The sequence below is a fragment of the Streptomyces rubellomurinus genome, from assembly GCF_000961885.1.
Lineage (GTDB): Bacteria > Actinomycetota > Actinomycetes > Streptomycetales > Streptomycetaceae > Kitasatospora > Kitasatospora rubellomurina.
In genome coordinates, this window is record NZ_JZKH01000058.1 from 26532 (window position 1) to 50564 (window position 24033).

The following is a 24033-nucleotide window of genomic DNA, read 5'->3' on the forward strand; positions in this document are numbered from 1 at the left end:
TCGAGGCTGATCCGAGGTGAGAGGCCGTACAGGGAGCGCGAGTTGGCCATCCGACGCGTCGGCACTCGACGGTCGGGGCCCGCGGCGAGAAGGAGTGTGTGCGGACCGGTTCGCGGACTGCGCCCCCGAGGAAAAACGCCGCGCCGACCACGAACCATGGAGGGACCCGCTCATGTCGAGCCCTGCGGAACACCCGGACGGATACCTCTACCGGGCCGCCTCCGAGCGCCCCTACTTCAGCGCGGACACCGAGAGCTACCTCGCCGGGACGGCGCTGCGCGAGCTCCGCAAGAAGCACCCGCTACGGGTGCTCTCCGAGGAGGACTTCGCGTTCTGGCAGACCTACGGCTACGTCGTCGTGGAACAAGCCGTCCCGGCCGAACACGCCCGCCGCCTGCTGGACTTCGCCTGGGAGTTCCAGGGCCTGTCGCCCGACCGCCCCGAGGACTGGTACCGCGAACGCCCGTACCGCGACGACCTCGACCGGCAGCTGCACATCTACGGCTTCGTCGAGGCCTACCACCACCAGCTGATCTGGGACAGCCGGCAGAACCGGCGGGTCTACGACGCCTTCGTGGACGTCTGGGACTGCGAGGAGCTGTGGGTCACCCTCGACCGGCTCAACCTCAACCCCCCGAACGTCCGCAACCGCGACCGCGCGCTGATCGAGCCCACCGACGAGGGCTTCGACATCGAACTCCACTGGGACGTCGACACCGTCCGGGGCATGCTCCCGCAGCGCGTCCAGGGCATCATCGCGCTCGACGACACCGCCCCCGACCACGGCGGATTCCAGTGCGACCCGGAGCTGTTCCGCCGCTTCAACCAGTGGCAGGCCGCCCAGCCGGCCGACCGCGACCCGATCCGCCCCGCCGTCGACCGCACCGAATACCCGGTCGTCCGACCCGAGTTGAAGGCCGGCGACCTGCTCATCTGGAACGGCCTGCTGGCCCACGGCGTCGCCCCCAACACCTCCGAGCGCGGCGTGCGGGCGGTGCAGTACCTGTCCATGATGCCCGCGCTGGAGGAGGCCGAGGCGCTGCGCCGCTCCCGGGTGGAGTCCTGGCGCACCCTGGCCACCCCGGACTGGAACCGCACCCTGCTCGGCGACGCCGAACGGCCGGAGGCGCTGCGCTACGGGCCGGCCGAGCTCACCGAGTTGGGCGAGCGGCTGCTCGGCCTGCGCTCCTGGAGCGGCCGTTCCTTCGAGGGCGTCGAGAGGGAGGAACGGGTATGCGCGCCGTCTGCCTGACCCTGCCCACCAACCGCGAGTGCGCCGCCGCCGTCACCGCCATCGGGGCCGAAGCCGCCCACGCCGCCCGGCGGTTCGGCGTCCGAGTGCACCTGCTGGTGCTGGACTCCGCCGACCCGGCCGCCCGGGCCCGGCACGCCGAGGCCCTGGCCGCGCTGCCGCCCGCCGGCGGCGTGACCGTCCACCACCTCGACGAGGACGCCCAACGCGCCTTCCTGCGCCAGGTGATCGGCCGGTCCGGGCTCCCGGGGGCGGACCGGCTGCTCGACCTCATGCTGCCCGACGCCGTCTCCTACGGCGCCTGCACCAACCGGGCGTTCCTGCTCGCCGCCGCGCTCGGCTGCACCTCGGTGCACCGCCGCGACTCCGACAGCCGCTACCAACTGCTCGACGGCGCACCGGTGTTCCCGATCGACCACGAGCTCGCCACGATCGGCCGCAAGGCCGCCGACGCGGCCGCCGCCGTCACCGAGCACACCCTCGACCCGGCGCACGCCGACAAGCCGGTCTCCCTGGTCGGCGCCTCCTTCATCGGTGAACTCTCCGTCGACATCGGGGAGATCCGCGAGCTCGACCCGGCCCTCCACCACCGGGTGGTCGGCCTCTGGGCACCCACCGGGGCGAGCGAGCCGGACCGGCGCGCCCTCGTCGCCGACTCCTTCACCGGCGGCGGCACCGAGCCCTTCACCGTCGACCGCGCCGTGCTCGACCTGCCGGACATCTGGCGGATCGACATGTGCAACATCGCCCTCGACCACCAGGTCTACGAACGCGTCCCGCTGCCCCCGGCCACCGACACCATCGGCAGCGACTACTTCCTGCACCACCTCGTCCGCGACGCCACCCTGCCCGGCGTCACCCACAACCGGCACATCGTCAACTTCTACACGCCCGAACGCCGCACCGGCCCCGGCTTCACCGCCTACCAGCTGCGCTGGACCAAGTTCCTGCTCTCCATGCTCTACCTGTACCCGGTCTACGCCGACCTGGAGGCGGCCGGCGGCGCGCTGCTCGACGAGCACCACCGCCTCCGCCCCGAGGCCGTCGCCGACTCCGCCCGCCGCAGCGCCGCGACGGACCGCGCGGAGAACCACCGGCGGCTCGCCGAACTCGACCGCTGCTACCGGCAACTCGGCGGCAAGTACGCCGAGTTCGCCGACCACCTGGCACCCCTGCGGGCACGCCTGCTCGACGAGGCGCAGGCGGACATCGAGGACTTCGCGCTGCTGGTCGACGCCTGGGGCCCGCTGGTGCGGGCGAGCCGAGCCGGCGGCACGAGTTGGACGAGCGGCGCGGGTCGGGCAACCGAAGCGGGTTGGACGAGCGGGGCGTGCGGGCCGTCCCGGCCATCCGGGCTGTCCGGGCCGAAGGGGCTGTCCGGGCTGTCCGGGCCGGGCTCGGGACCGGCGAGAGGAGCGGCATGACACGCCAGGCCATGACCCCCCACCGCGCCCCGACCACCCACACCGCCGTGCACACCGCCGCCGCACCGCGCCCCGACCAGCACGACCGGACGGCCCTGCGCGCCGCCCTCGCCGCCGCCACCGACGACCGGCTCGTCTACGACCTCGACGGCATCGGCCGCCAGTACGCCGCCCTGCGCACCGAACTGCCCGGCGTCGCCGTCCGGTTCGCCATGAAGGCCTGCCCGCTCGACGAGGTGCTCGCCCACCTCGCCGCCCTCGGCTCCGGCTTCGACGCCGCCAGCCCGCAGGAGATCGCCCAGGCGCTGCGCACCGGCGTGCCGCCCGAGCTGATCCACTACGGCAACACCGTCAAGTCGGACCGCAACATCGCCGAGGCGCACCGGCTGGGCGTGCGCGACTTCGCCACCGACTGCCTGGAGGACGTCGCCGCGATCGCCGAACACGCGCCCGGCGCCCGGGTGTTCTGCCGCATCGCCACCACCGGCGACGGCGCCCTGTGGGGCCTGAGCCGCAAGTTCGGCTGCTCGCCGGAGGACGCGCTGCGCGTCCTGGAGGCCGCCCGCGCCGCCGGCCTGGTGCCCTCCGGCCTGAGCGTGCACGTCGGCTCCCAGCAGCTCACCGCCGAGGCCTGGTCCGCCGCCGTCGACTCCCTGGAGGAGGTGCTGGAGGCCCTCACCTGGCGCGGCATCCGGATCGACCGGATCAACCTCGGCGGCGGCCTGCCCGCGCTCGGGGTGCTCGACCGGCACGGCCACCCGCTGGAGCCGCCGCTGGACAAGATGTTCGCGGTGATCCGCGAGGGCATGGCCCGGCTGAGCGCGGCGAGCGAGGTGCCGCTGGAGTTCCTGGTCGAACCCGGCCGCCACCTGGTCGCCGACCACGGCGCCATCCGCGCCCACGTCGCCCGGCTCTCCTCCCGGCGCCAGCTCGACGGCACCGACGCCGACTGGCTCTACCTGAGCTGCGGAAAGTTCAACGGCCTGTACGAGATGGACCAGTTGCAGTACCGGCTGGAGTTCCCCACCCACCCCGGCGGCCAGTTCGTGAACGCCGTGGTGGCCGGCCCGACCTGCGACAGCGACGACGCGTACGCCCAGGACGGCCTGGTGCGGGTCCCGCGCGCGCTCGCCTCCGGCGACCCGGTGTGGATCCACTCCTGCGGCGCGTACGCCACCGCCTACACCACCCGGGGGTTCAACGGCTTCGAACCGCTGCCGTACCTCTGCGTGGGCGGAGCGGGCGCTGCGGACGGAGCGGCGGGAGGCGGCCCCGCATGAGCGACGTCCGCATCCGCCCGCTGCGCGACGGCGACTGGGACGCCCTGGTCGCCCTGGAGGAGCGCGCCTACGCCGCCCGCGGCCTCTCCGAGGGCCGCGAGGCGCTGCGGTCCCGCCACCGCGCCTCGCCCGACACCTGCTTCGCGCTGGAGCACGCCGGCCGCCTCGGCGGCTACCTGCTCGCCCTGCCGTACCCGCCGGACCGCTGCCCGGACCTCGCCGCCGTCGAGCGCGGCGCGCCGCACCCGAGCAACCTGCACGTCCACGACGTCGTGGTGGCCGAGGAGTTGCGCGGCCGCGGCCTCGGCCGGCGGCTGCTGCACCACGTCCACGGCACCGCCCGGGCGGCCGGCTACCGGACCGTCGCGCTGGTGGCCGTGGGCGGCACCGAGGTGCTGTGGGCCTCGCTGGGCTACCGCGCCCGGCCCGGGATCGGGCTGCCGGAGAGCTACGGCTCCCGGGCGGTCTACATGGCGATGCCGCTCCATCGAGCCTCCCCGCCCCCCACCGACCCGTTCGTCGGGCCCGTCTCCAGAGCCGAAGTGGGCTGATACGCATGCCACGGCACACGCCTCCCGTACGCGACGACTTCCGCCGGTCCCAACTGGCCATCGCCGCCCTGTTCTTCGTCCTCGGATTCCAGTACGCGAGCTGGGTCTCCCGGGTGCCCGCGCTCAAGGCCCGGCTGGGCCTGGGCGAGGCCCAGATCGGCCTGCTGCTGATGACCTGCGGGATCGGCGCGGCGGTGTCGTTCCCGCTGGTCGCGGCGCTGATGCGGCGGTTCGGCTCCCGCCTGCTGTCGGTGCTGTCCGCGCTCGCCCTCGGCGGGATCCTGCTCGCGCTGTCCGTGGTGCCGAACTACCCCGTCACCCTGCTGGTGCTGTTCTGCGACGGCGTCGCGGTCGGCTGCCTGAACGTGGCGATGAACGCGCAGGGCGCGGCGCTGGAGGCCCGGTACGAGCGGGCGACCATGTCCCGCCTGCACGCCACCTTCAGCGCCGGCTCCTTCCTGGCCGCGCTGCTCGCCTCCGGCGTCAACGCCTTCACCGGCACCCTCGCGGTGCACTTCGGCCTGGCCGTCCTGGTGCTGCTCGCCCTGGTCGCCGCCGCCCGGCCGGGGCTGCTCGCGGACGGGCCGCAGGAGGGCGCCGCCCCCGGGGAGCGAGCGGTGAAGAAGCGCCGGGGCCTGGCGCTGCCCGCCGTCGCGACGCTCTGGATGGGCCTCGCGATGGTGTTCGGCACCGTCACCGAGGGCGCCATGAACGACTGGTCGGCGCTCTACCTCAAGGACGTGGTGGGCGCGGGCGCCGGTCTCGCCCCGCTGGGCATCGCCGTGGTCTCGGTGATGATGGTGCTCGCCCGGCTCTTCGCGGACGGCTGGCGCACCCGCTTCGGCGACGGCCGGATCGTCCGCCTGGGCAGCCTGCTGGCCGGCGGCGGCCTCGCCCTCGCGCTGCTCGCGGGCGGCGTGGTGCCGACCCTGCTCGGTTTCGCCTGCGTCGGCCTCGGCGTCGCGGCGGTGACGCCCTGCGTCTACGTCGCCGCCGCCCGGGAGGGCTCGGACGCGCTCTCGGTGGTCGCGGCGACGGGCACCACCGGGCTGCTGGCCGGGCCCGCCGTCATCGGGTTCATCGCGGGCGGCGCCGGGCTGGCCTGGGGCATGGCCGCCGTCGCCGCCTCGGCCGCGGTCGTCGCGCTCTGCGCCACCCGGATCCGCTGGCCCGCCGTGGCGGGCCCGGCCGAGCCGGTCGAGGGCAGGCTCGCGCCCGAGCCCGGCTGACGGCCTACCCGACCTCGCCCAGCACGTCCGCGCCCCCCGTCGCGACGTGCTGGGCGAGCCGCGCCCGCAGGGCGGTCAGCCGGGCGATCTCCTCGTCCAGCGCGGCCAGCCGGGCGGTGATGACGGGCGCGAAGGTCTCCGGACCGGGATCGCCGGAGCAGCGCAGCGGCGGATCCGCGAACAGCCCGTCCAACCGCCGGGCCCGGCTGGCCAGGTCCTCCACCGTCAGGCCGGCCGCCAGCAGCCGCCGGATCACCTGGACCCGGGCCACCTCTCCCGGCCCGTACTCGCGCTGGCCGGAGGCGGACCGGGCGGGCGGCGGCAGCAGCCCGCGCTGCTCGTAGAAGCGCAGCGCCCTGGGCGTGGTGCCCGCCGCTGCCGCCGCATCCCCGATCCGCATGCCCGCTCCCTCGATCTGTCGACGGGGTGTCAGAGCTCCACGACGGTCGTCCCGAAGCCGTCCCCGGTGAACAGTCGGGACAACGCCTCGGGCGCCCGATCGATGCCCGCCACGGGCGTCCACGGGAAGGTGATCTCCCCGGCGCGCAGCCAGCCGGCCAGCCGTTCGCGCCACTCGGCCTCCAGATCGGGGTGGTCGAGCAGGGTGAAGCCGCGCAGGCTCAGGCCGAGGGTGACGATCCGGAAGGTGTCGACGACGGCCGGCGCGCTGCCGCCCCCGCGCCGGGGGTCGAGCTGCCCGGCGACGGCCCCGACCAGGGCGAACCGGGCGCCCGGCCGGGCCGCGTCCACGGCGGCGGTCAACTGCTCGCCGCCGACCAGGTCCAGCACCACGTCCACGCCGTCCGGCGCCGCCTCGGCCAGCTGCTCGGTGAACGGCCGCGCCGCGCCGGGCACCAGCGCCGCGTCGTAGCCGAGTTCGGCGACCAGCCGCTCGGCCTTGTCCGGCGAGCGGGTGGTGCCGATGACCCGGCCGGCGCCCAGCAGCCGGGCGATCCGCCCGGCGAGCGAGCCGACCGCGCCCGCGGCCGCGGTCACCAGCACCACGTCGCCCGGGCGGACCTCGGCGGTGCGGGTCAGCGCGCCGTAGCCGGCCGAGGCGGCCGAGATCAGCGCCAGCGGCTCGGGGAACTCCTGGTCCACCACCGTGAACTGACCGGTGTCCGCGACCACCGCGTCCCGCCAGCCGTGCAGGTGGACGACCAGGTCGCCCGGGTGCAGCGGCCCGTCCTCCGGCGCGGCCAGCACCTCGCCGAGGGCCGGGCCGAACAGCGCGTCCCCGGGCGCGAGCCGGGGCAGCGGCAGGTTCGCGCCCTCGTCGCCGAGCAGGGTGCGCAGCCCCGGGAAGACCAGGAACGCCCGGTTGCGGACCACGGCGTCGCCGGGCCCGGGTGCGGCCAGCGGTTCCTCGGCGACGGTGAAGTCCGTGGCGACGGGCAGCCCTTGGGGCTTTCGGGTCAGCCGGACGACGCGGGCGGTGGTGGGCAGGGCCATGGCGGCGCTCCTCGGGAATCGGGCAGCGGGCGGGCGGCCGGTCGGCCGCGCGGTGCCCGGACGCTAAACCCTGACCCGCGGGTCAGGGGCAAGCCCGGCTCGCCAGCGGCGCGACCGCGACGAGCACCAGGACCGGGCCCACGGTGAGCGGGGTGTTCCCGTGCCGGACGCCGAACGCGATCAGCGCGAGCTGGACGAGCGCCGCCCCGGCCAGCGCCAGCCGTCGCCGCCGGAGTCGCTCCCCGGCCGTGCCCATGCGCGAAACCGCCCTGATCGCCCGCACGTTGAGCCACGCCACCGCGCCGACCGTGAGCACCAGGGGCAGCCACGAGAGCCCGTCGCCGAGCCACGGGGCGACGGCGACGGCCACCGCCACCACGGCGACCGTCTCCAGGATGAGCAGCGCCAACGCGCCGTACAGGAACGGCACCAGGATTCGGTTCACGCCCGGTTCGACTTCGGCGGCAGGGCCGGAGTTCCCGACTCCGCCGTCGCACGGGGGCGTCTGACGGCGCATCGACATCCGCCGCCCTCTAGAGTCACCACCGCACGCCCGAACGATCACGAGGACGGAACACCATGACCGAGCAGGCCCCCGAGCCCTACGAGCCCGTCGACGAGGACTGGCAGACCGCACTGGCCGTCGTCGCGCACCCCGACGACATGGAGTACGGCGGCGCCGCGGCCGTCGCCCGCTGGACGTCCCAGGGCAAGAAGGTCGTCTACGTGATGGTCACCAGCGGCGAGGCCGGCATCGACTCGATGGACCCCGCGGAGTGCGGCCCGTTGCGCGAGGCCGAGCAGATCGCCTCGGCCCGCGTCGTCGGCGTCGAGACCGTCGAGTTCCTCGGGCACCGGGACGGCGTCGTCGAGTACGGGCTGCCGCTGCGCCGCGACATCGCCCGCGCGGTGCGCCGGCACCGCCCGGACATCGTGATCACCAGCAACTTCCGCGACACCTACGGCGGGGTGTTCCTCAACCAGGCCGACCACATCGCGGTCGGCCGGGCCACCCTGGACGGCGTGCGGGACGCGGGCAACCGCTGGGTCTTCCGCGAGCTGGTGGACGAGGGCTACGAGCCGTGGAACGGCGTGCGGCAGATCTGGGCGGCCGCCTCCCCGGAGTCGCGGCACGCGGTGGACACCACCGAGCACTTCGAGCTCGGCGTCGCCTCGCTGGCGGAGCACAAGGCGTACCTGGCCGGCCTGGGCGGGGCGGGCGGGGCGATGGCCGACCCGCGCGAGTTCCTGGAGGGCTTCGGCCGGGGCGCGGGCAGCCGGCTGGGGACGCGCTTCGCGGTGCCGTTCGAGGTGTTCCCGCTGGGCTAGGTGGCGCCGTCCGGTCGGATCGCCGCCGGCGTCGACTGTGACGCCGGCGGCGGATTCCGCCCGTCGTGTGAACGGCGGGGGAAGCCCTTGTGTCAGGGTCATGGCATATCGGTGTTCGCGAACCGGGAGGTTCGCGGACCTGTCGACCGTGCGGTCGGTCAGTGTAATGTTACCCGCCGGTCAGGGCTGTTTCTCGCGCTCTGGTCCACGCTCCCTCAGCTCAAGTCAGCACTGCTCCAGCACCGTTGACCCGAAGGGACCCTCCACGTGACCGTGCGCAAGCTGACGCTGTCAGCCGCCGCCACCACCAGCGTGCTCATCCTCTGCGGCGCCGTCCTGACCGGAGCGGCGGCCTCGCCGGCCGCTGCGGACACCCCCACGACGGCGACCGCGACCGCCGCCCCGGCCCCGTCCGGCGACCCGTCCGGCGACCCCTCCGCGTCGTCGGCGACGCTCGCACCCCCGGCCTCCGGCACGACCCCGGCCACCGTCGCGACCCCGGCGCAGGGCAGCGCGCCGGCCACCGCCGCCGACGCCCCCGGCCTCGCGCTCGCCGCGTACGACGCGGCCACCGGCACCGCCGTGCTCGCACCCGCCACGACCGGCCCGCGGTCCCTGTCGGCCCAGGCCGCGCCCGCTGACGGCTCGTCCGCCGACGCCGCGTCCGCCGTCAAGCCCGGGCAGCTGATCGACAGCCCGCCCACCCCGGCGGCCCCGCACGGCGCGCTGGTCGCCGTCACCGGCGTGCAGCCGACCGCGGACGGGAAGGTGGCCGTCACCACTCGCCCGGCCACCCTCCCCGAACTGCTCGGCGGCACCAGCGCCAGCCTGCGCAGCGCCGTCAGCCCGGGCAGCTTCGAGGTCCACCCGCAGCTCGGCGGCGTCCAGGTCACCACCGACCTCGGCGCGACCGCCGGCCAGGGCTCGGTGTCCGGCAGTCTGGGGCTGAGCGCCGACGCCAACGTCCCGCTGCCGGACGGAAGTTCGCTGAAGCTCTCCGGCTCGGTGTCGCTCCGCCCGGCCATCGACTTCTCCTACCAGGGCGGCGCCGGCCTGATCGACCCCCAGCAGGCCAGGATCGGCTTCACCCTGGGCGCGCACGCGGACTGGCGGGTCTCCGCGGGCCTCACCGGAAGCACCACGCCGATCCGGATCCCGCTGGCCACCTACAGCGCCAGCCCCGTGGTGATGGTCGGGGCGCTGCCCGTCGTGATCAACCTGGCCTTCACCCTCTCCGCCGACGTCAGCGCGGACGGCACCGTCACCATCGACGCCGAGCAGGCGTACGACGGCCAGTGGGGCGTCCACTCCGACTACGTCAAGGGCCCCGGCTGGACCACCACCACCGACCCCGGGAGCTCCACCGTCTCCCCGCTGCACCTCGACCTCAGGGGCTCCGCCTCGGCCCGGGCCGGCCTGCTCGCCGAGGGCTCGATCGCCCTGTACGACACGGTCGGCGTGAAGGCGTCCATCGAGCCGTACCTGCGGGCCGCGGTCAACGGCTCCGTCGTCCTCGACGGCACCGGCGCCGGAAGCGGCAGCGGGCCGGCCGTCAACGGCACGGCGGCCCTCTACGGCGGGCTCGACATCAACGGGGCACTGATGGCCCGGATCGCGATCCTCGGCACCCCGATCCTGTCGGCGGACCTGCCCTTCCTCGCCTTCCACCGCGAGTGGCCGCTCACCTCGGTGAGCGTCGGTCAGCCGCCGGCGCCCCTGGTGAACTGGCCCGCGCTCAGCGCCGGCCTGTTCGACGACAACCGCTCCGCCTACCTGAAGACCCGGCCGGACTGGGACCCGAGGGCGCTCAAGGCCTCCTGCCCGGACGGCACCCGGCTGATCGGGCTCAGCCACGGCGGCGACAACGGCCTGTGCACGGACGTCACCCGGGCGAACCCGTGGGACGCCGACCACACCTACGTCGTCGACCACGGCGGCACCTACGTGTCCACCGACTGGGCGCCCGGCTACGCCAAGGCCCAGTGCCCGGCCGGTTCCGTCCTGACCGGCTACAGCCGCAACGGCCGGACGATGGGCGCGCTGTGCGCCAAGTCCACGGCCCCGCTGGGGACTTCGACCCGCACGCTGTGGTTCGACAAGGGCGACAATCGCCCCGCCGGCGCGGCGGGCGGTGACTTCTCGTACGGCTTCGCGAAGGGCCAGTGCGCCGACGACGAGGTCGCCGCGGGCCTGGCCTACACCCAGCCCTGGTGGCAGCTCTGGGCGGCGCGGCCGTACGCGCTGCTCTGCCAGAAGCTCGCCTGAGCCCCGGCCGGCCCGGAGCTAGTCCGCCGCTCCGGGCCGGCCGGGCTCCTCGGGCCCCTCGGCCTCGCCGGGCTCCCCGTTCTCGTCCGGCTCCCCGTTCTCGTCCGGCTCCCCGTTCTCGCCGGGCCCGCCGGCGTCGCCGTCCGCGCGGCGGCGCCGCCGGTAGCGCAGCACCTGGCGCAGCAGGAAGGCCGCGACCAGCACGCCGAGGCCGATCGCGAACCAGAGCTGGTAGCGGATCGCCGTCCGGTACACGCCGCCGATGTGGGCCCCGGCGAGGTAGCCGAAGCCTCCCCACACGCCTGTCCACAGCACGGCGCCGAGCAGGTTGAACGGCAGGAAGCGGCGCCAGGCCATGCCGGTGGTGCCGGCGATGATGCCGTTGGTCTGGCGCAGCCCGTCGACGAACCGGGCCACGGTGACGACCTTGCCGCCGTGCCGGGCGAAGAACCCCTCGGCGCGGGCCAGCCGCTCCGGGGTGATCAGCACGTAGCGGCCCCAGCGGTGGACGAAGGCCCGCCCGCCGGTGCGGCCGATCAGGTAGCCGAGGCTGTCGCCGACCGCCGCGGCGCCGGCCGCGATCAGCAGCACGGCGGTGAAGTCCAGGTGCCCGGTGCCCGCGTAGACCGAGGCGAGGACCAGGATGGTCTGCCCGGGCACCGGGACGCCGCAGTTGTCGAGCAGCACGAGCAGCGCCACCGCGAGGTACCCGTAGTGGTCCAGCAGTGGCGCGAGCCCGGCGAGTGCCCCGGGCAGCGGGGTCGACGGTGCGGACACCGCGCCTCACCGCCCCGCGCGGGCCGGGGCGGCTCGGGCGTCGGTCAGCGGCTCGCCTTCTCGCCGGTGTGCTCGATGTTGCAGTCCGGCCCGGGGTAGACCAGGCCCCGGTGGCCGTCCTCGAAACGGACGAGGTAGGGCGGCTCGCCGTTCGGACCGCGGACCTCGGTGATGATGCCCTTCTGGTCCACCATGCCGACCCGGCTGCTGTGGATGTGGAGCTGGTCGCCTACCGCTGCGTGCATGGTCTGCTCCTCGCGTCGCGTCGTGGCGGCCGCCCGCGCGGGCGGTTCGCTATCCACTGTGCTGCGCCCGGGGCGCCCTCGCAACGCTGGGGCCCGGTGGTGCCGGGGCGGTCTCAGCGGGTGGGCAGCCGTTGCGCCAGGTAGCCGCGGACCAGCTGCTTGCACTCGGCGATGAGCGCCGGATCGCCGTCCGGGTCGCTGTGGAAGGCGAGCTTGAGGACGGCGTCCGCGGCCTCCAGCGCGACCCGCAGGGCGAGGGTGAGCGCGGCCGGGTCGCCGGTCGCGAACAGCTCGCCGCCGAGGGCCTGGAGGCGCAGCGCGACGGCCGTGTTGTTGTCGACGCCCGCGTCCAGCAGGTGCTGGTCGTCCCGGACGCCGACCGGTACGGCCCGACCGGCGAGGCCGAAGTCGACCTGCCCGAAGCCCGGCACGGTGCGCTTCATGGCGACGAACTCCTCCACCGCGAGGTCGGTGAAGGCGGCCGGGCCGACCGGCGCGGCCGCCGCCAGCCGGTCGTCCAGCCGCTGGAGGTAGTGGTCGAGGTTGCGGGACGCGAGCGCGGCGAGCAGGTCCTCCTTGCCCGCGAAGAACTGGTAGAGCGTGCCGATCGGCACCTGGGCGCGCTGGGCGACCTCCTTGGTGGTGAGCGCGGTCGCCCCGACCTCGTCGAGCACCCCGGCGCAGGCGTCCAGGATCCGGCCGTACCGCTCCTGGCTGCGCTGCTGGACCGGCCGCCGTCGGCTCGACGGGGCGGCCCGCTCGGGGCTGCGACTGCTGGTGTCCGCGCTCATGCGCCCGCCTCGCTGCGCTCGGTGGGCGCTTCGCGCAACGCGCACCTCTCGATGATTCGCTCGCTTCGCTCCCTCATGCGGCAACTCTGCCGCATCGGCCGTCGCGGCCGCGAATCCCGCTCGGATTCAGGTTTGGCGCGGCCCTGACGGGTGTGACCGGCCGTGTAACGGACCTTCCCGAACGGTTGCGCGATCAACTAAAGACTTTCTAAGCTGCTGCCCCGTCAGATGCACCCCTGTTCGTTGTCCCCGAAAGGGTCTGTCATGCCTGTCGTCAATCAGTACCTCGAAACCGCAAAGCCTTATGTCATAGGCCTGTTCAGGATCGTGACCGGCTTCCTGTTCCTCGGCCACGGAGCTTCGTCCCTGTTCGGCATCTGGGGCGGCTCGATGGGCATGGGGGAGGGCAAGACCGTCGAGTTCGGTGTCTGGCCGTACTGGTGGGCGGCGCTCATCCAGTTCGCGGCGGGCCTCCTGGTGCTCGGCGGGCTGTTCACCCGCAGTGCCGCGCTGATCGCCTCCGGCTCGATGGCCTACGCCTACTTCGTCGAGCACCAGGGCGACGCGCTGCTGCCGCTGCAGAACCACGGCGAGGCGGCCGCGATGTTCTGCTGGGCCTTCTTCCTGATCATTTTCACCGGGCCGGGCGCGCTGGCGCTCGACCAGCTGCTGCCGGGCCGTCGCGGCGCGGCCGCCGAGCCGGCCGCGAAGGTGCCGGCCGGGGTGTGACGCCCCGTCAGATGAACTCTGTGTGAACCCAGTACAGGCGAGACCCGCTCGGCGGGCGGCTGCGATGCAGCCGCCCGCCGTCGCCTTTTGGGTACGGGCGCGCAGGTCACGCGCTGGGCCCACCCACTCCGGCGGGTCGGCCGGTGGGCGGGCCAGCATGATTCGTGCCGGGCCCCGGAGCGGCAGATGTGGCGCCGCGCCGGATGAACTCTGTATGAACCCGGTACGGGCGAGACCCGCTCGGCGGGCGGCTGCCGGGCGGCCGCCCGCCGTCGGCTTTCCGGTGCGAGGGCGCAGGTCGCGCGCCGGACCCACCACCCCGGGGGGCTGTCGGTGGGTGGGTCTAGCATGATCGGCGCCGGGCGTGGTCCGGGCGGGGAGGAGGTTCGGCATGAGCGCGAAGTCGGCCGTGGTGTGGCGTGGTCTCGGGTACGGGGTGGGGGCGGCGGTCGGGCTGGTGACGGTCATCGTCCTGGCGCTGGTCGCGACGACCCTTCCGGAGCGGCTGGAAGGCGCGCCCTTCGTGCTGTCGTTCTGGCCGGTGCTCGCGGTGTTCGGCATGGTGAACGCCGCCCTGCCGGGGCTGGCGGTGGGCGTGGTGCTGGCCCGGGGGCTGGAGCGGTCGCCGGGGTCCGTGGGCCGGGGCCGGGCGGCGCTGGCGGCGGGCGGGACGTACTTCGCGCAGGTCATCGCGGTGGCCGTCGCGACGGACGGCAAGGGCTGGACCGCCTCGGCCGTGGTGGGCGCCGTCGTCGCCGCGCTGCTGGCCGCGCTCTGCGCCCGCAGGGTCCTCGGCAGGGCCGCGACCGCAGGCCGGGCCCCGGGCGGCGCGGTCGGCGCGGTCGGCGCGGTCGTCGTGGGCGAACCCGGGGCCGCGAGCGCCTGAACGGCGGGTGACCGTCCGCGCGGGCCCGGCGTTTCGGGTGGCGGAGGCGGCCCGGCGGCGGGAGGGTGACGGGCGGGGGACCTCACCCAGGAAGGGACGAGCATGCCCGACGTCACGACCCCGTACCCGACCGGCACCCCGTGCTGGATCGATCTGATGGCGCAGGACCAGCAGGCCGCGCTGGACTTCTACCGTGACCTGTTCGGCTGGCAGGGGCAGGTCGGTCCGCCGGAGTTCGGCGGGTACGCGGTCTGCACCCTCGACGGCAAGCCGGCCGCCGGCATCGGCCCGGCCACGGCCCCCGAGGGGATGCCGGAGCCGCCCACGGTCTGGACGACGTACCTGGCCACCACCGACGCGGAGGCCACCCAGGAGGCGATCGTCCGCGCCGGCGGCACCCTGCTGGTCCCGGTGCTGGACGTGGGCACGCTCGGCCGGATGCTGGTCGCCGCCGACCCGCAGGGCGCGGTGTTCGGCGTCTGGCAGGCCGTGGACTTCTCCGGGGCCGTGGTGGTCAACGAGGCCGGCGCGCTGACCTGGAACGAGCTGCACACCGACGACATCGAGGGCGCCACCGGGTTCTACGGCGAGGCCTTCGGCATCGAGATCGAGAAGATGGAGGGCGCCGAGTACTGGTCGCTGATGGTCGGCGGCCGCGCGGTCGGCGGCGCCTCGCTGCTCGCCAACGACCCGCCCGGCACTCCGGCGCACTGGCTGTCCTACTTCGCGGTCGACGACGTGGACTCCAGCGTCGACGCCGTGGTCAAGCGCAACGGGACGGTCCTGGCGGCGCCCTTCGACATGATGGCCGGCCGGATGACGGTGGTCGCCGACCCGCAGGGCGCGCCGTTCGCGATGATCCGGCCCAAGCCGATGTAGCGGCGGCCCGCGGCGTCCGCGTCCGCCCGTCCGGGAGCACCTCCCGGGCGGGCGGACGCGCGTGCGGGGCCGACAGGGGGCGGGGCGGCGTCAGAGGCCGATCGCCTCGGCGGTCTGCTCGGCCGTCCAGGCGAACAGGTCGTCGGCCGGCTCGAAGCCGCCGACCAGGTGGCCGTGGAGTTCGACGCCGATCAGGCCGATGAGCTGGACCCACGCCGACACCGCCCGGGCGAGGGCCAGCGGGGGCAGGCCGGGGGCCATGGCGGCGGCGAGGGCGGTGAGCTGTCCGGGCAGGTCGCCCGGCGGTGCGGGCGCGGTCGGGGTGGCGCGCAGGGGGGCCTCGCGGACGATGCCGAGCAGGGCGAGCGGCAGCCTGCCGGCCGGTTCGATGGTGGCCTGGGGTGCCGCGTAGCCGGGGATGGGCGTGCCGAAGACCAGGCCGTACTCGTGCGGGTTGGCACGGGCCCAGTCGCGGGCGGCGTGCCACACGGCCCGCCAGCGTTCGCGGGGGGTGCCGTCCTCGGTGGCGGCGAGGGCCTGGTCGGCGGCGTCGCCGAGCTCGGTGTAGGCGTCGATGATCAGCGCGGTGAGGAGTTCGTCGCGGCTGGCGAAGTAGCGGTACAGGGCGGAGGAGGCCATGCCGAGCTCGCGGGCGACGGCCCGCAGCGAGAGCTGCTGGGCGCCGGAGGCGGCGAGCTGGCGGCGGGCCTCCTGCTTGATCTCGCGGGTGAGTTCCTCGCGGGCCCGTTCGCGGGCGGTGCGGATCGCTGGCATGCGCACCAGCCTGCCACATGTCGGAGCGCCGCACACAAGCGAGAGCACTGCTCTTGCTTTCGGCGTCGGCGCGTGCCAAGCTGAATCACGTCGAAACGAGAGCAGTGCTCTCGAACGGAAGCGCCAGTCGCAGAGTCGCAGAGCCGAGCCGAGGAGTCCCGATGTCGCAGCCCGAGCAGTCGCCCCGCCCCGCCGCCCGCCAGATCGTCCCCGAGACCAAGTTCGCCGCCACCGCCGGGAAGCTGTCCAACGGCCTGGTCGGCGGCCTCACCAAGGTCGGGATCAGCCTCTTCGGCTCCCGCATCCTCGCCGTCCGCGGCCGCAAGAGCGGCGAGTGGCGCACCACCCCCGTCAACCTGCTCATCCACGAGGGCGAGCGCTACCTGGTCGCCCCGCGCGGCCACACCCAGTGGGTGCGCAACCTGCGCGCCGTCGGCACCGGCGAACTGCGCGTCGGCCGCCGGGTCGAGGTCTTCCGCGCCACCGAGCTCCCCGACGCCGACAAGCCCGAGGTGCTGCGCGCCTACCTGCGCCGCTGGAACTGGCAGGTCGCGACGTTCTTCGACGGCGTCGGCCCCGACGCCCCGGCCGAGGAACTGCTCCGCATCGCCCCCGGGTACCCGGTGTTCCGGGTTGCCGCTGCCGATGCCGCGTGAGGTCCGCCGTCCGCCGGGGGCCCGCGGGTCCAGGACGGCTGCGCGGAGACGGAGTGCGGCCGGCCCGGCCTCCGCGGGTGCGGACGCCGGGCCGGCCGTTGGGGCGGGCGGTGGGACGGGCGGTGGGGCGAGGTTAGGGGCAGCCGACCTGGACGGCCACGTTCTCGACGATGACCGTGCCGTCCGGCGCCTGCCCGGTGATCAGGAAGTCGTCGAAGCCGACGAAGCCCGGGGCCGGGGTGTAGGTGACGGTGTTGTCGCCGTTCATGTGGACGGTGCCGTGCATCGGGTTGTCCACGGCGACCAGCACGGTGCCGGGGGCGCCGCCCACCAGCGGGACGATGTCGGGGGTGTCGGGGTTGGTGATCGTCGAGTTGGTGAAGTCCGCGCCGCTGGTGTCGGCGAAGACCCGGACCTTGACGCGCTGCTCGAACCACACGCCGTCCACCGTGCGGGCCCAGTAGGTGAAGCAGTCCTTGCCGACGAAGCCGGCGGCCGGGGTGTAGGTGAGGGTCGAGTCCGGGTTGACCGTGACGCTGCCGTGCTTGGGGGCTTCCACGTCGAGGATGGTGCCGCCGGCGAAGCCGTCCGCGCGGAAGACGTCCACCGTGACCGGGTCGCCGACGGTGGTGGCGGCGTTGGCGACGTGCCCGATGCCGTGGTGACACGTGTGCGAGCAGGAGTGCCGGACGCCGGGCGACGACGCGTGTGCGGCCGGGGCGGCGAACACGCCCACGGTGAGCGCCGAGGCGGCGAGGGTGGGAACGGTCAGCGACGCGAGGCGACGAAGAGAGATCAAGGCTGGATTTCCTGACACTCGGGACCGGTCGGCGGGGGTGTGCACGCCGAGGACTGTGGACGGTTGCTCCGGACGGCGAAGCCGGCCTGCGGCACTGCTGAGCTACGACAGTGCTGACGCGCGGCACTGCCGACCTACGGCACTGCCGACATCTGGCACTACTGATCTGCGGCACTGCTGACCTGCGGCGTTGCTGTCCGAAGGAGCCAGCGGGACGGTATCCGGCGGCAGGCTCCGACGGCCCGGCGCCGCGCCGGGATGACCCGAATGGCACTGCGGGTTCGCTCGCCGACTCGCCGGCCGACTCGCTCGCAGGTTCCCGCGCCGGCGCGCGGCCCGAGCGGGTCCGTTCCGGCCGCGGCCACCAACGTCGCGGCCCCCGCGCGCAGTTGACGGGCGGCCGGGGGCCGGGCCGGTTCCGGCCGGTCGGATCGTCCACGTCCTTTTGGGGCCGTTGCGGGGACGCGGGCGGTGGTCGGACATGGCCGTGCCGCCGAGCGGGCAGTGATGGGCACTCGTGGTGCAGCGGTGCCGATGCGGTGATGACCAGGAGGATGATCGGATGTTCGGTGGGCAGGCTGGCCGGGGCGCCACCGGGCGCGGCGTCCTCGGGCGGGGCGGTCTGGCGACGACGGCGGCGTGGGCGCTCGCGCTGGCGCCGACCCCGGCCGCGGCGATCGAGGGTGGCTGGGACGCCGATCCGGCCCGGTACCCGTACCAGGTGTCGCTGGAGTACCGCGGCACGCACATCTGCGCCGGCGGCGTCCTCGGCGCGACCACCGTGCTGGTGCCCGCGCACTGCGCCGACGTGATGGCGCACTCCCAACTGGCCGTCCGGCCCGCCGCCGCCGAGGGCCGGACGAAGCCGGGCCCGGCCCCGTCGAGGCCCGGGGCGCGGGCCGTCGCGAAGGTGGCCCTGCACCCCGACTACGACCAGACGACCGGCCGCGCCGACCTGGCCGTCCTCACCCTCGCCGCCCCGCTCGACCTCGGCCCCGGCCTGAAGGCGGTCGGCCTGCCCGGCCAGGGCACCGACCCCTCGCCCGGCACGGTGGGCACGGTCTCCGGCTGGGGCGCGGCCGGCCCCTCCGCCGTCCGCTCCCCGACGCTGCGCGCGGCCCGGGTGACCGTGGCGGTGCGCGGCGCCTGCGGCGGTGCCGGCCGGGCCGTCGACCGGTGGCTGCTGTGCGCCGTCCCGGACGGCGCGCACCTGCGCCGGGGCGACGACGGCAACCCGCTGATGGTCGGCGGGACCCTCGTCGGCCTCGCCGGCGCGCCGAACCACCCCTCCGGCACCGACCGCGCCCGTGGTGGCGGCGAGGCCGCGGCCTTCCTCGGCACCGGCGCCTACAGCGACTGGATCCGGACCGCCGCGGCGCGCTGACCGGTCGTCCGCCGCCCGCCCCGAAGTCGCCCAGGCGGCAGTGGAGTTCGTCCCTGGTGCGAGCCCGGCGGCGCGTGTCAGCCGGTACCGACGCGCCCCCGGGCGCCCGCCGGGGCGGCGTCCGGTTCACGAACACCCCCGGCGGCGCCGTGCGGGGTCTTCTCCCAGCTGAACGGCGAGAACGCCAGCTGGAAGACCGCCCGCCAGGCCGCGACCCACCACAGCACCGAGTACAGCGGGGCGAACACCGCCCGCCACGGCGCGGCCAGCCCGGCCCGTCCGGCCGCGGCGAAGGTGATGGCGACCTGCGCCGCGATCGACCCGGCCTGCGCCACCAGCACCGGCACCACCAGTCCGGCACCGATGGGCGACCACAGCCGGCCGCCGACGGCGAGCACGGTGAGGGCGGTCGTCACCGGCTGGAGCAGGGCCGTCAGCGGGGCGCCCGCGACGACGCCCAGCAGGACGAGCGTGCCGGAGGCGCGGAACCGGCGCAGCGTCCGCAGCGGGTGGCGGGTGTGCACCACCGCCGTCAGCAGGAACCCCTTGAACCAGCGGGTGCGCTGGCGGATGAACGGGCCGAGGGCGTCGACCGCCTCCTCCCAGGTGACCGACTCGACGGTCTCGGTGCGGTAGCCCAGCGCGGCGCAGCGCATCCCGAGGTCGGCGTCCTCGGTGACGTTCCAGGCGTCCCAGCCGCCGAGCGCGCGCAGGGTGGCGGTGCGGAAGTGGTTGCTGGTGCCGCCGAGCGGGATCGGCAGCCGCAGCCGCACCATCCCGGGCAGGGAGAGCCCGAAGCGCAGCGCGTACTCCATCGCGAACTGCGTGGTCAGTCGGTTCACGGCGGCGTTGTGGAACAGCAACCGCGCCTGGACGCAGGCCAGTTGCTCGTCGCCGGCGGCGAACCTGGCCGCGACGCGCCGCAGTTGGGCCGGGTCGGGACGGTCCTCGGCGTCGAAGATCACCAGTAGGTCGCCGCGCGCCAGCATCAGTCCGAGGTTCACCGAGCGGGGTTTCGTCTGCGGCGGACCGGGCGGGAGCCGGACGACCCGCAGGAAATCCGGCGGGTCCGCCGCCAGCACCGCGCGCAGGGTGTCCGGGTCGTGCCGCTCCACCAGGACCAGCACCTCCAACCGGTCCGGCGGGTAGTCCAGCCCGGCGAGGTGGCGCACCAGCCCGCCGATCACCTCGGCCTCCCGGTAGGCGGGCACCAGCACGGTGTAGAACGGGAGTTGTGCGTCCGGTACCGGCGGATCGTCCGGCGCCGCGCCCGCCTCCGCCTCCGGCTCGGTCCCCGTGCGCCGCCCGCGCCGCAGCCCGGCCAGCGCGACCACCGCGTGCAGCAGGCTGTAGGCCGTGGCCACGGCGGTCAGCAGCGCCAGGACGACCAGCGGCGCGACCACCACCCCCGCCACGACACCGGCGACGGCCACCGCCACCGCCGCGAGCTGCCAGCGCGCGAACCCCGACTTCGCCGCGAACTCGGGATGCCGACGGGTGAACCCGTTGGCCATCTCGTCGGCCACCTCCGCCGACCGTTCCGCCAGGATCCGCTCCTGCGCCGCCACCCCGCCACCCGCCAACGCCCCGGCCACATCCGTGCCGACGACCCCCGCCATGCCGTTCCCCTTCGGCGTACCCACACCTGTCGACTCCATGATCAACGGCGGAGGCCGGGACCATCCACCGATCCCCGGATTCGACCGGGCCGGCCCGGGTGGGGGGCGGGTGCGCGGGGAGAGATGCTTGACAAGCTCAACCTTTCAGGCCTAGCGTCACCGACACTTGCTTCACGCGATGAAACATTGAGCGCGCAAGCCATCACCAGCACCATCACCATCACCATCGCCATTCCGAACCGCCGCGACCCGCCCCGGAGACCACGTCCATGACCCCGCTCGACCACGGCGCCGCCGTCGCCGCCGAGACCGCCCGCTTCGTCGCCGCCGTGCAGCACGCGGACCCGACCCTGCCGGTGCCCGGCTGCCCGGACTGGAACCTCGCCGACCTCGTCCGCCACACCGGCAGCGCCCAGCGCTGGTTCACCGTCCTGCTCCAGCAGCGCATCCAGGAGCCGCCGCGCAGCCGGGACGTCGACCTGCGGCTGCCCGAGGCCCCGGAGCAGTACCCGGCCTGGCTGGCCGAGGCCGCCGAGGAGGCCGCCGCGACGTTCGCGCACGGCGACCTCGACGCGCCGATGTGGGCCTGGGGCGCCGACCAGCACGCCCGGTTCTGGGTGCGCCGGATGCTGTTCGAGACCCTCGTCCACCGCGTCGACGCCGAGTCCGCGCTCGGCCTGGAGCCCGACATCGACCCGGCCCTGGCGGCCGACGGCGTGGACGAGTTCCTCGCCAACCTGCCCTTCGCCACCCTCTTCGCCCCCAACACGGCCGAACTGCGCGGCGGCGACCGCACCATCCGCTTCACCCGCACCGACGGCGACGGCGACTGGTTGGTGCACCTGCACCCCGACAGCTTCGGCCTCGTCCCGGACGGCGCGGACGCGACCGCCGACGCCACCGTCCGGGCCACCGCCGCCGACCTGCTGCTCCTCCTGTACGGGCGCCTCGACCGCGCCGCCGACGGCGTCGAACTGGCCGGGGACGAGGAGCTGCTGGCGCACTGGTTCGCCAACTCCGCCTTCTGACAACCCGGCTGGGCGGACCCGGCGCCGACGATCCGCTCGGCGGCGGGGCCGCCCGCCGTGCTGCCCCCGACCGTGGCGAATCCGGGGTGCGGGTGTCCGGGCGCACGCGGCCCGCCCTATCTTGGCTGAGCGCATTCAAGCGCCCGGCCGCCACCGGCGGCCCGACACCCTCACCACACCTGGGACTGCCATGAACGGACTTGGATACGGACGTGGATTACGCGCCCTCGCCCTGGCGGTGTGCCTGCCCGCGCTCGCCCTGACCACCGCGCCGCCCGGTGCCGCCGTACCGGCCGACACCGCCGCCGTACACCGGTCGGCCCCGGCCGCCGCCCGTACGACGCCGTCCTGGACCGGGCCGCTGAGCACCCGGGGCCGGTACGTCGTCGACGCGAACGGCGAGCGCTTCAAGCTCAAGGCGGCCAACTGGGCCGGCGCCCAGGGCACCTGGCAGGGAAGCGGGGACACCGACGACCCCGCGAACAACCAGGCGGGACAGGTCTCGCACAACATCCCGCTCGGCCTGGACCGGGTGCCGATGGCCCAACTCCTGGCCGACTTCCACGGACTGGGCCTCAACAGCATCCGGCTGCCGTTCGCCGACGCGATGATCCACGACACCACCCCCGTGCCGGACTCCGCCGTCACCGCCAACCCCCAACTGCGCGGCCGCACTCCACTGCAGGTGTACGACGCGGTCGTGGAAGCCCTCAGCGCGGACGGCTTCGCGGTCATCCTCAACAACCACACCACCGGCTACCGCTTCTGCTGCGGCCTGGACGGCAACGAGCGCTGGAACAGCGGCCAGAGCACCCAGCAGTGGGAGGACGACTGGGTGTTCATGGTCAACCGCTACCGGGCGAACAAGCGGGTGGTCGGCGCCGATCTGCGCAACGAGGTCCGCCGCGATACCTGGGACGACCCCAACTGGGGCCTCGGCGACGCCCACGACGAGTACGCCGCCTTCGAGGAGGCCGGAAACCGGATCCTGGGGGCGGACCCGGACATGCTCGTCATCATGGAGGGCATCAACTGGTACGGCATCCCCGCCGCCGTGTTCAGCCACGGCCGCCCGATGCTCACCCCGGTCCGCACCCTCTCCCACACCCTGATCGACTCCGGCAAGCTGGTCTACTCCGCCCACTTCTACGCCTACACCGGCCCGGCCAACACCGGCGCGGGCAGCGGGCCGGGCGCGACGAGCGACCCCCGCTACGAGGACTTCACCCCGGAGCAGCTGGCCCAGGTCGTCGACGACGAGGCCCTGTTCGTCACCCGGGCCGGCCAGCACTTCACCGCCCCGGTGTGGATCAGCGAGTTCGGCGCGGGCGGCCGCGGCTCCACCGACGCCAAGGAACAGTCCTGGCTGCACACCTTCACCGACCTCCTGGCCAAGAACGACACCGACTTCGCCATCTGGCCCCTGGTCGGCTGGGCCGACGCCAACGGCAGGCCGCTGGACACCTGGGCGCTGCTCTCCTACGACCCCACCGGCAAGCGGCTCGGCCTGAACGACCCCGGGGACTGGCGCGCCACCGACTGGAACAAGCTCGTCGACGCCCCCTCGCTGACCGGCCCGGTCGCCCCGGTCAACCACTGGAACATGCTCGACCTCGACCACGGCGACCAGAACGTCTCCCGCCGGATGCTCGCCCTGCCGGACTGGAGCGGTGGCAACCGCAAGGGCGACTGCCCGGACGGCCAGCGCCTCACCGGCCTCGGCCGCGGCGACAGCCGCGGCCTGTGCACCGACGCCGGCGAGCCCGCGGCGGGCGCCGGCGCCTGGGTGACCGTGACCGACGAGCGGTACGTCACCGGGGGAGACTGGGCGTCCGGCTACAACAAGCTCCAGTGCCCCGACAACACCTTCGCCGTCGGGTACGCGGTGCACAGCGACGCCATGTCGGCCCTGCTCTGCGCCCCCGCGGCGACCCGGCTGCCCACCGCCGGCCGCGACGTCTGGTTCGACCACGGCGACAACCGGCCCGCCGCCGGCGGATCGGCGGCGAGCGACTGGGCGCCGGGCCACTACAAGGGCCAGTGCGGGGACGACGAGTACGTCGCCGGCGTCGCCTACACCTGGCGCTGGCTGCACTACGGCGTCCCGGACGCCTTGCTCTGCCGCCCGCTGGCGTGAGCGACGGGCGGTGGCCGGCCGACTCGTCGGCCGGCCACCGCCCCTCCGTGGGGGAGGCCGTGCGCGGGCCCGCCCCGGGGGAGACGATGCCTCCATGGACAGCGAGACGTTGGTACGCACCCGCCGCTCCCTGCACGCGGTGGCCGAGCTGGTCCTCGCCGGGCCGCAGTTCCTCGAACAGGGCCGCCGACTGGCCGCCGAGGCCTGACTGACCCGGCAACTTGTGTCGGGCGCCGGGCGGGGGTACTGTCTCCCAGTCGCTCGGCAGGGAGCACCGGACACGCATCGGCGCGGACGGTCCCGGGGCGGCCAATCCTTCGAAACACCACTTCCCGGTTCGCACTGGGCCGGTTTTGCGTTTTCGCAGCACGGCAGGGTGCGTATTCGGCGTGCGCGTTTTATCGGGTTGCGGTCGGACTCTGCTGGATTCGCTTTTCGGAGCGGGGACCGGCTAGAGTTTGAAACGTCGGACGGGGCGTCAAGCCCCGGAAGACACCGGCGAGTTGGATGACGAAGCCCCGGAAAACGGAGCGGAAAACATCTGATA

The 24033-nt window shown here is 74.6% G+C and carries 23 protein-coding genes; 14 read left to right on the top strand and 9 right to left on the bottom strand.

Features of this window, described 5'->3' with window-relative positions; translation table 11 throughout:
* Window positions 1–172: 172 nt before the first annotated feature.
* The 5 genes from VM95_RS24945 to VM95_RS24965 are packed head-to-tail and all read left to right on the top strand — an operon-like array spanning window position 173 to window position 5736.
* Window positions 173–1252 carry a phytanoyl-CoA dioxygenase family protein gene (locus VM95_RS24945; protein ID WP_045700409.1) on the top strand — a complete coding sequence of 360 codons (1080 nt, stop codon included), beginning with the start codon at window positions 173–175 and terminating at the stop codon, window positions 1250–1252.
* Window positions 1234–2676 (top strand): DUF6271 family protein, encoded by a 1443-nt coding sequence (locus VM95_RS24950; protein ID WP_063773558.1) that lies wholly within the window; start codon window positions 1234–1236, stop codon window positions 2674–2676. Before VM95_RS24945 ends, VM95_RS24950 begins: the two co-directional genes overlap by 19 nt.
* Window positions 2673–3956 carry a type III PLP-dependent enzyme gene (locus VM95_RS24955; RefSeq protein WP_244178935.1) on the top strand — a complete coding sequence of 428 codons (1284 nt, stop codon included), beginning with the start codon at window positions 2673–2675 and terminating at the stop codon, window positions 3954–3956. The genes VM95_RS24950 and VM95_RS24955 overlap by 4 nt, the downstream gene beginning before the upstream one ends.
* Entirely contained in the window at window positions 3953–4507 is a 555-nt protein-coding gene (locus tag VM95_RS24960) for a GNAT family N-acetyltransferase (RefSeq protein ID WP_045700411.1), read from the top strand. The genes VM95_RS24955 and VM95_RS24960 overlap by 4 nt, the downstream gene beginning before the upstream one ends.
* A 5-nt stretch (window positions 4508–4512) precedes the next feature.
* Entirely contained in the window at window positions 4513–5736 is a 1224-nt protein-coding gene (locus VM95_RS24965) for an MFS transporter (RefSeq protein ID WP_045700413.1), read from the top strand.
* Between the two features lie 4 nt (window positions 5737–5740).
* Here VM95_RS24965 and VM95_RS24970 read toward each other — a convergent pair whose 3' ends face one another.
* The 3 genes from VM95_RS24970 to VM95_RS24980 form a co-directional block, all read right to left on the bottom strand.
* Window positions 5741–6136, bottom strand: a complete 396-nt coding sequence (locus VM95_RS24970) for a MerR family transcriptional regulator (protein WP_045700415.1) — start codon at window positions 6134–6136, stop codon at window positions 5741–5743.
* A gap of 29 nt (window positions 6137–6165) precedes the next feature.
* Entirely contained in the window at window positions 6166–7188 is a 1023-nt protein-coding gene (locus VM95_RS24975) for an MDR family NADP-dependent oxidoreductase (RefSeq protein ID WP_045700417.1), read from the bottom strand.
* Window positions 7189–7270: 82 nt separating this feature from the next.
* Complete coding sequence (locus VM95_RS24980; protein WP_045700420.1) at window positions 7271–7633, bottom strand: hypothetical protein; 363 nt, start codon at window positions 7631–7633, stop codon at window positions 7271–7273.
* A gap of 134 nt (window positions 7634–7767) precedes the next feature.
* On the opposite strand from VM95_RS24980, the gene VM95_RS24985 reads away from it, so the two are divergent.
* Together VM95_RS24985 and VM95_RS24990 are read left to right on the top strand one after the other, a co-directional pair.
* The gene (locus VM95_RS24985; protein WP_045700423.1) at window positions 7768–8517 is read left to right on the top strand and encodes a PIG-L deacetylase family protein; all 750 of its coding nucleotides are present in this window, start codon (window positions 7768–7770) and stop codon (window positions 8515–8517) included.
* A 267-nt stretch (window positions 8518–8784) separates the two neighbouring features.
* Window positions 8785–10782 (top strand): translocation/assembly module TamB domain-containing protein, encoded by a 1998-nt coding sequence (locus tag VM95_RS24990; protein ID WP_045700425.1) that lies wholly within the window; start codon window positions 8785–8787, stop codon window positions 10780–10782.
* Window positions 10783–10800: 18 nt separating this feature from the next.
* Here the strand turns inward: VM95_RS24990 and VM95_RS24995 are convergent, their stop codons facing one another.
* The 3 genes from VM95_RS24995 to VM95_RS25005 all read right to left on the bottom strand — a co-directional run bounded on the left by VM95_RS24995 (window position 10801) and on the right by VM95_RS25005 (window position 12595).
* A complete protein-coding gene (locus tag VM95_RS24995) occupies window positions 10801–11559 on the bottom strand; it encodes a DedA family protein (protein ID WP_063773559.1) in 759 nt (252 codons plus the stop codon).
* A 44-nt stretch (window positions 11560–11603) separates the two neighbouring features.
* Window positions 11604–11804: a DUF1918 domain-containing protein gene (locus VM95_RS25000; protein ID WP_045700427.1), complete on the bottom strand. Its 201-nt coding sequence runs from the start codon at window positions 11802–11804 to the stop codon at window positions 11604–11606.
* Between the two features lie 113 nt (window positions 11805–11917).
* Entirely contained in the window at window positions 11918–12595 is a 678-nt protein-coding gene (locus VM95_RS25005; protein ID WP_045700429.1) for a TetR/AcrR family transcriptional regulator, read from the bottom strand.
* 264 nt (window positions 12596–12859) lie between these two features.
* Here VM95_RS25005 and VM95_RS25010 point away from each other — a divergent pair, with 264 nt between their 5' ends.
* The 3 genes from VM95_RS25010 to VM95_RS25020 all read left to right on the top strand — a co-directional run bounded on the left by VM95_RS25010 (window position 12860) and on the right by VM95_RS25020 (window position 15089).
* Window positions 12860–13324, top strand: a complete 465-nt coding sequence (locus VM95_RS25010) for a DoxX family protein (protein ID WP_045700431.1) — start codon at window positions 12860–12862, stop codon at window positions 13322–13324.
* A 391-nt stretch (window positions 13325–13715) separates the two neighbouring features.
* Entirely contained in the window at window positions 13716–14210 is a 495-nt protein-coding gene (locus VM95_RS42750; RefSeq protein ID WP_045700433.1) for a hypothetical protein, read from the top strand.
* Window positions 14211–14312: 102 nt separating this feature from the next.
* Window positions 14313–15089 carry a VOC family protein gene (locus VM95_RS25020; RefSeq protein WP_045700435.1) on the top strand — a complete coding sequence of 259 codons (777 nt, stop codon included), beginning with the start codon at window positions 14313–14315 and terminating at the stop codon, window positions 15087–15089.
* Window positions 15090–15179: 90 nt separating this feature from the next.
* Here the strand turns inward: VM95_RS25020 and VM95_RS25025 are convergent, their stop codons facing one another.
* Window positions 15180–15863 carry a TetR/AcrR family transcriptional regulator gene (locus tag VM95_RS25025; RefSeq protein WP_045700437.1) on the bottom strand — a complete coding sequence of 228 codons (684 nt, stop codon included), beginning with the start codon at window positions 15861–15863 and terminating at the stop codon, window positions 15180–15182.
* Between the two features lie 161 nt (window positions 15864–16024).
* Here VM95_RS25025 and VM95_RS25030 point away from each other — a divergent pair, with 161 nt between their 5' ends.
* Window positions 16025–16519 (top strand): nitroreductase family deazaflavin-dependent oxidoreductase, encoded by a 495-nt coding sequence (locus tag VM95_RS25030; RefSeq protein WP_078860489.1) that lies wholly within the window; start codon window positions 16025–16027, stop codon window positions 16517–16519.
* Window positions 16520–16652: 133 nt separating this feature from the next.
* Here VM95_RS25030 and VM95_RS25035 read toward each other — a convergent pair whose 3' ends face one another.
* A complete protein-coding gene (locus VM95_RS25035; protein WP_045700438.1) occupies window positions 16653–17318 on the bottom strand; it encodes an Ig-like domain-containing protein in 666 nt (221 codons plus the stop codon).
* 562 nt (window positions 17319–17880) lie between these two features.
* Between VM95_RS25035 and VM95_RS39065 the strand changes: the two genes are divergently transcribed.
* Window positions 17881–18702, top strand: a complete 822-nt coding sequence (locus VM95_RS39065) for a trypsin-like serine protease (protein ID WP_052707556.1) — start codon at window positions 17881–17883, stop codon at window positions 18700–18702.
* 77 nt (window positions 18703–18779) lie between these two features.
* Here VM95_RS39065 and VM95_RS25045 read toward each other — a convergent pair whose 3' ends face one another.
* Window positions 18780–20321 carry a glycosyltransferase gene (locus tag VM95_RS25045; RefSeq protein WP_157882196.1) on the bottom strand — a complete coding sequence of 514 codons (1542 nt, stop codon included), beginning with the start codon at window positions 20319–20321 and terminating at the stop codon, window positions 18780–18782.
* Window positions 20322–20590: 269 nt separating this feature from the next.
* Here VM95_RS25045 and VM95_RS25050 point away from each other — a divergent pair, with 269 nt between their 5' ends.
* Window positions 20591–21349 carry a maleylpyruvate isomerase family mycothiol-dependent enzyme gene (locus VM95_RS25050; protein WP_045700440.1) on the top strand — a complete coding sequence of 253 codons (759 nt, stop codon included), beginning with the start codon at window positions 20591–20593 and terminating at the stop codon, window positions 21347–21349.
* Window positions 21350–21539: 190 nt separating this feature from the next.
* A complete protein-coding gene (locus VM95_RS25055) occupies window positions 21540–23486 on the top strand; it encodes a glycoside hydrolase family 5 protein (RefSeq protein WP_045700442.1) in 1947 nt (648 codons plus the stop codon).
* The last annotated feature ends 547 nt before the right edge of the window (window positions 23487–24033 follow it).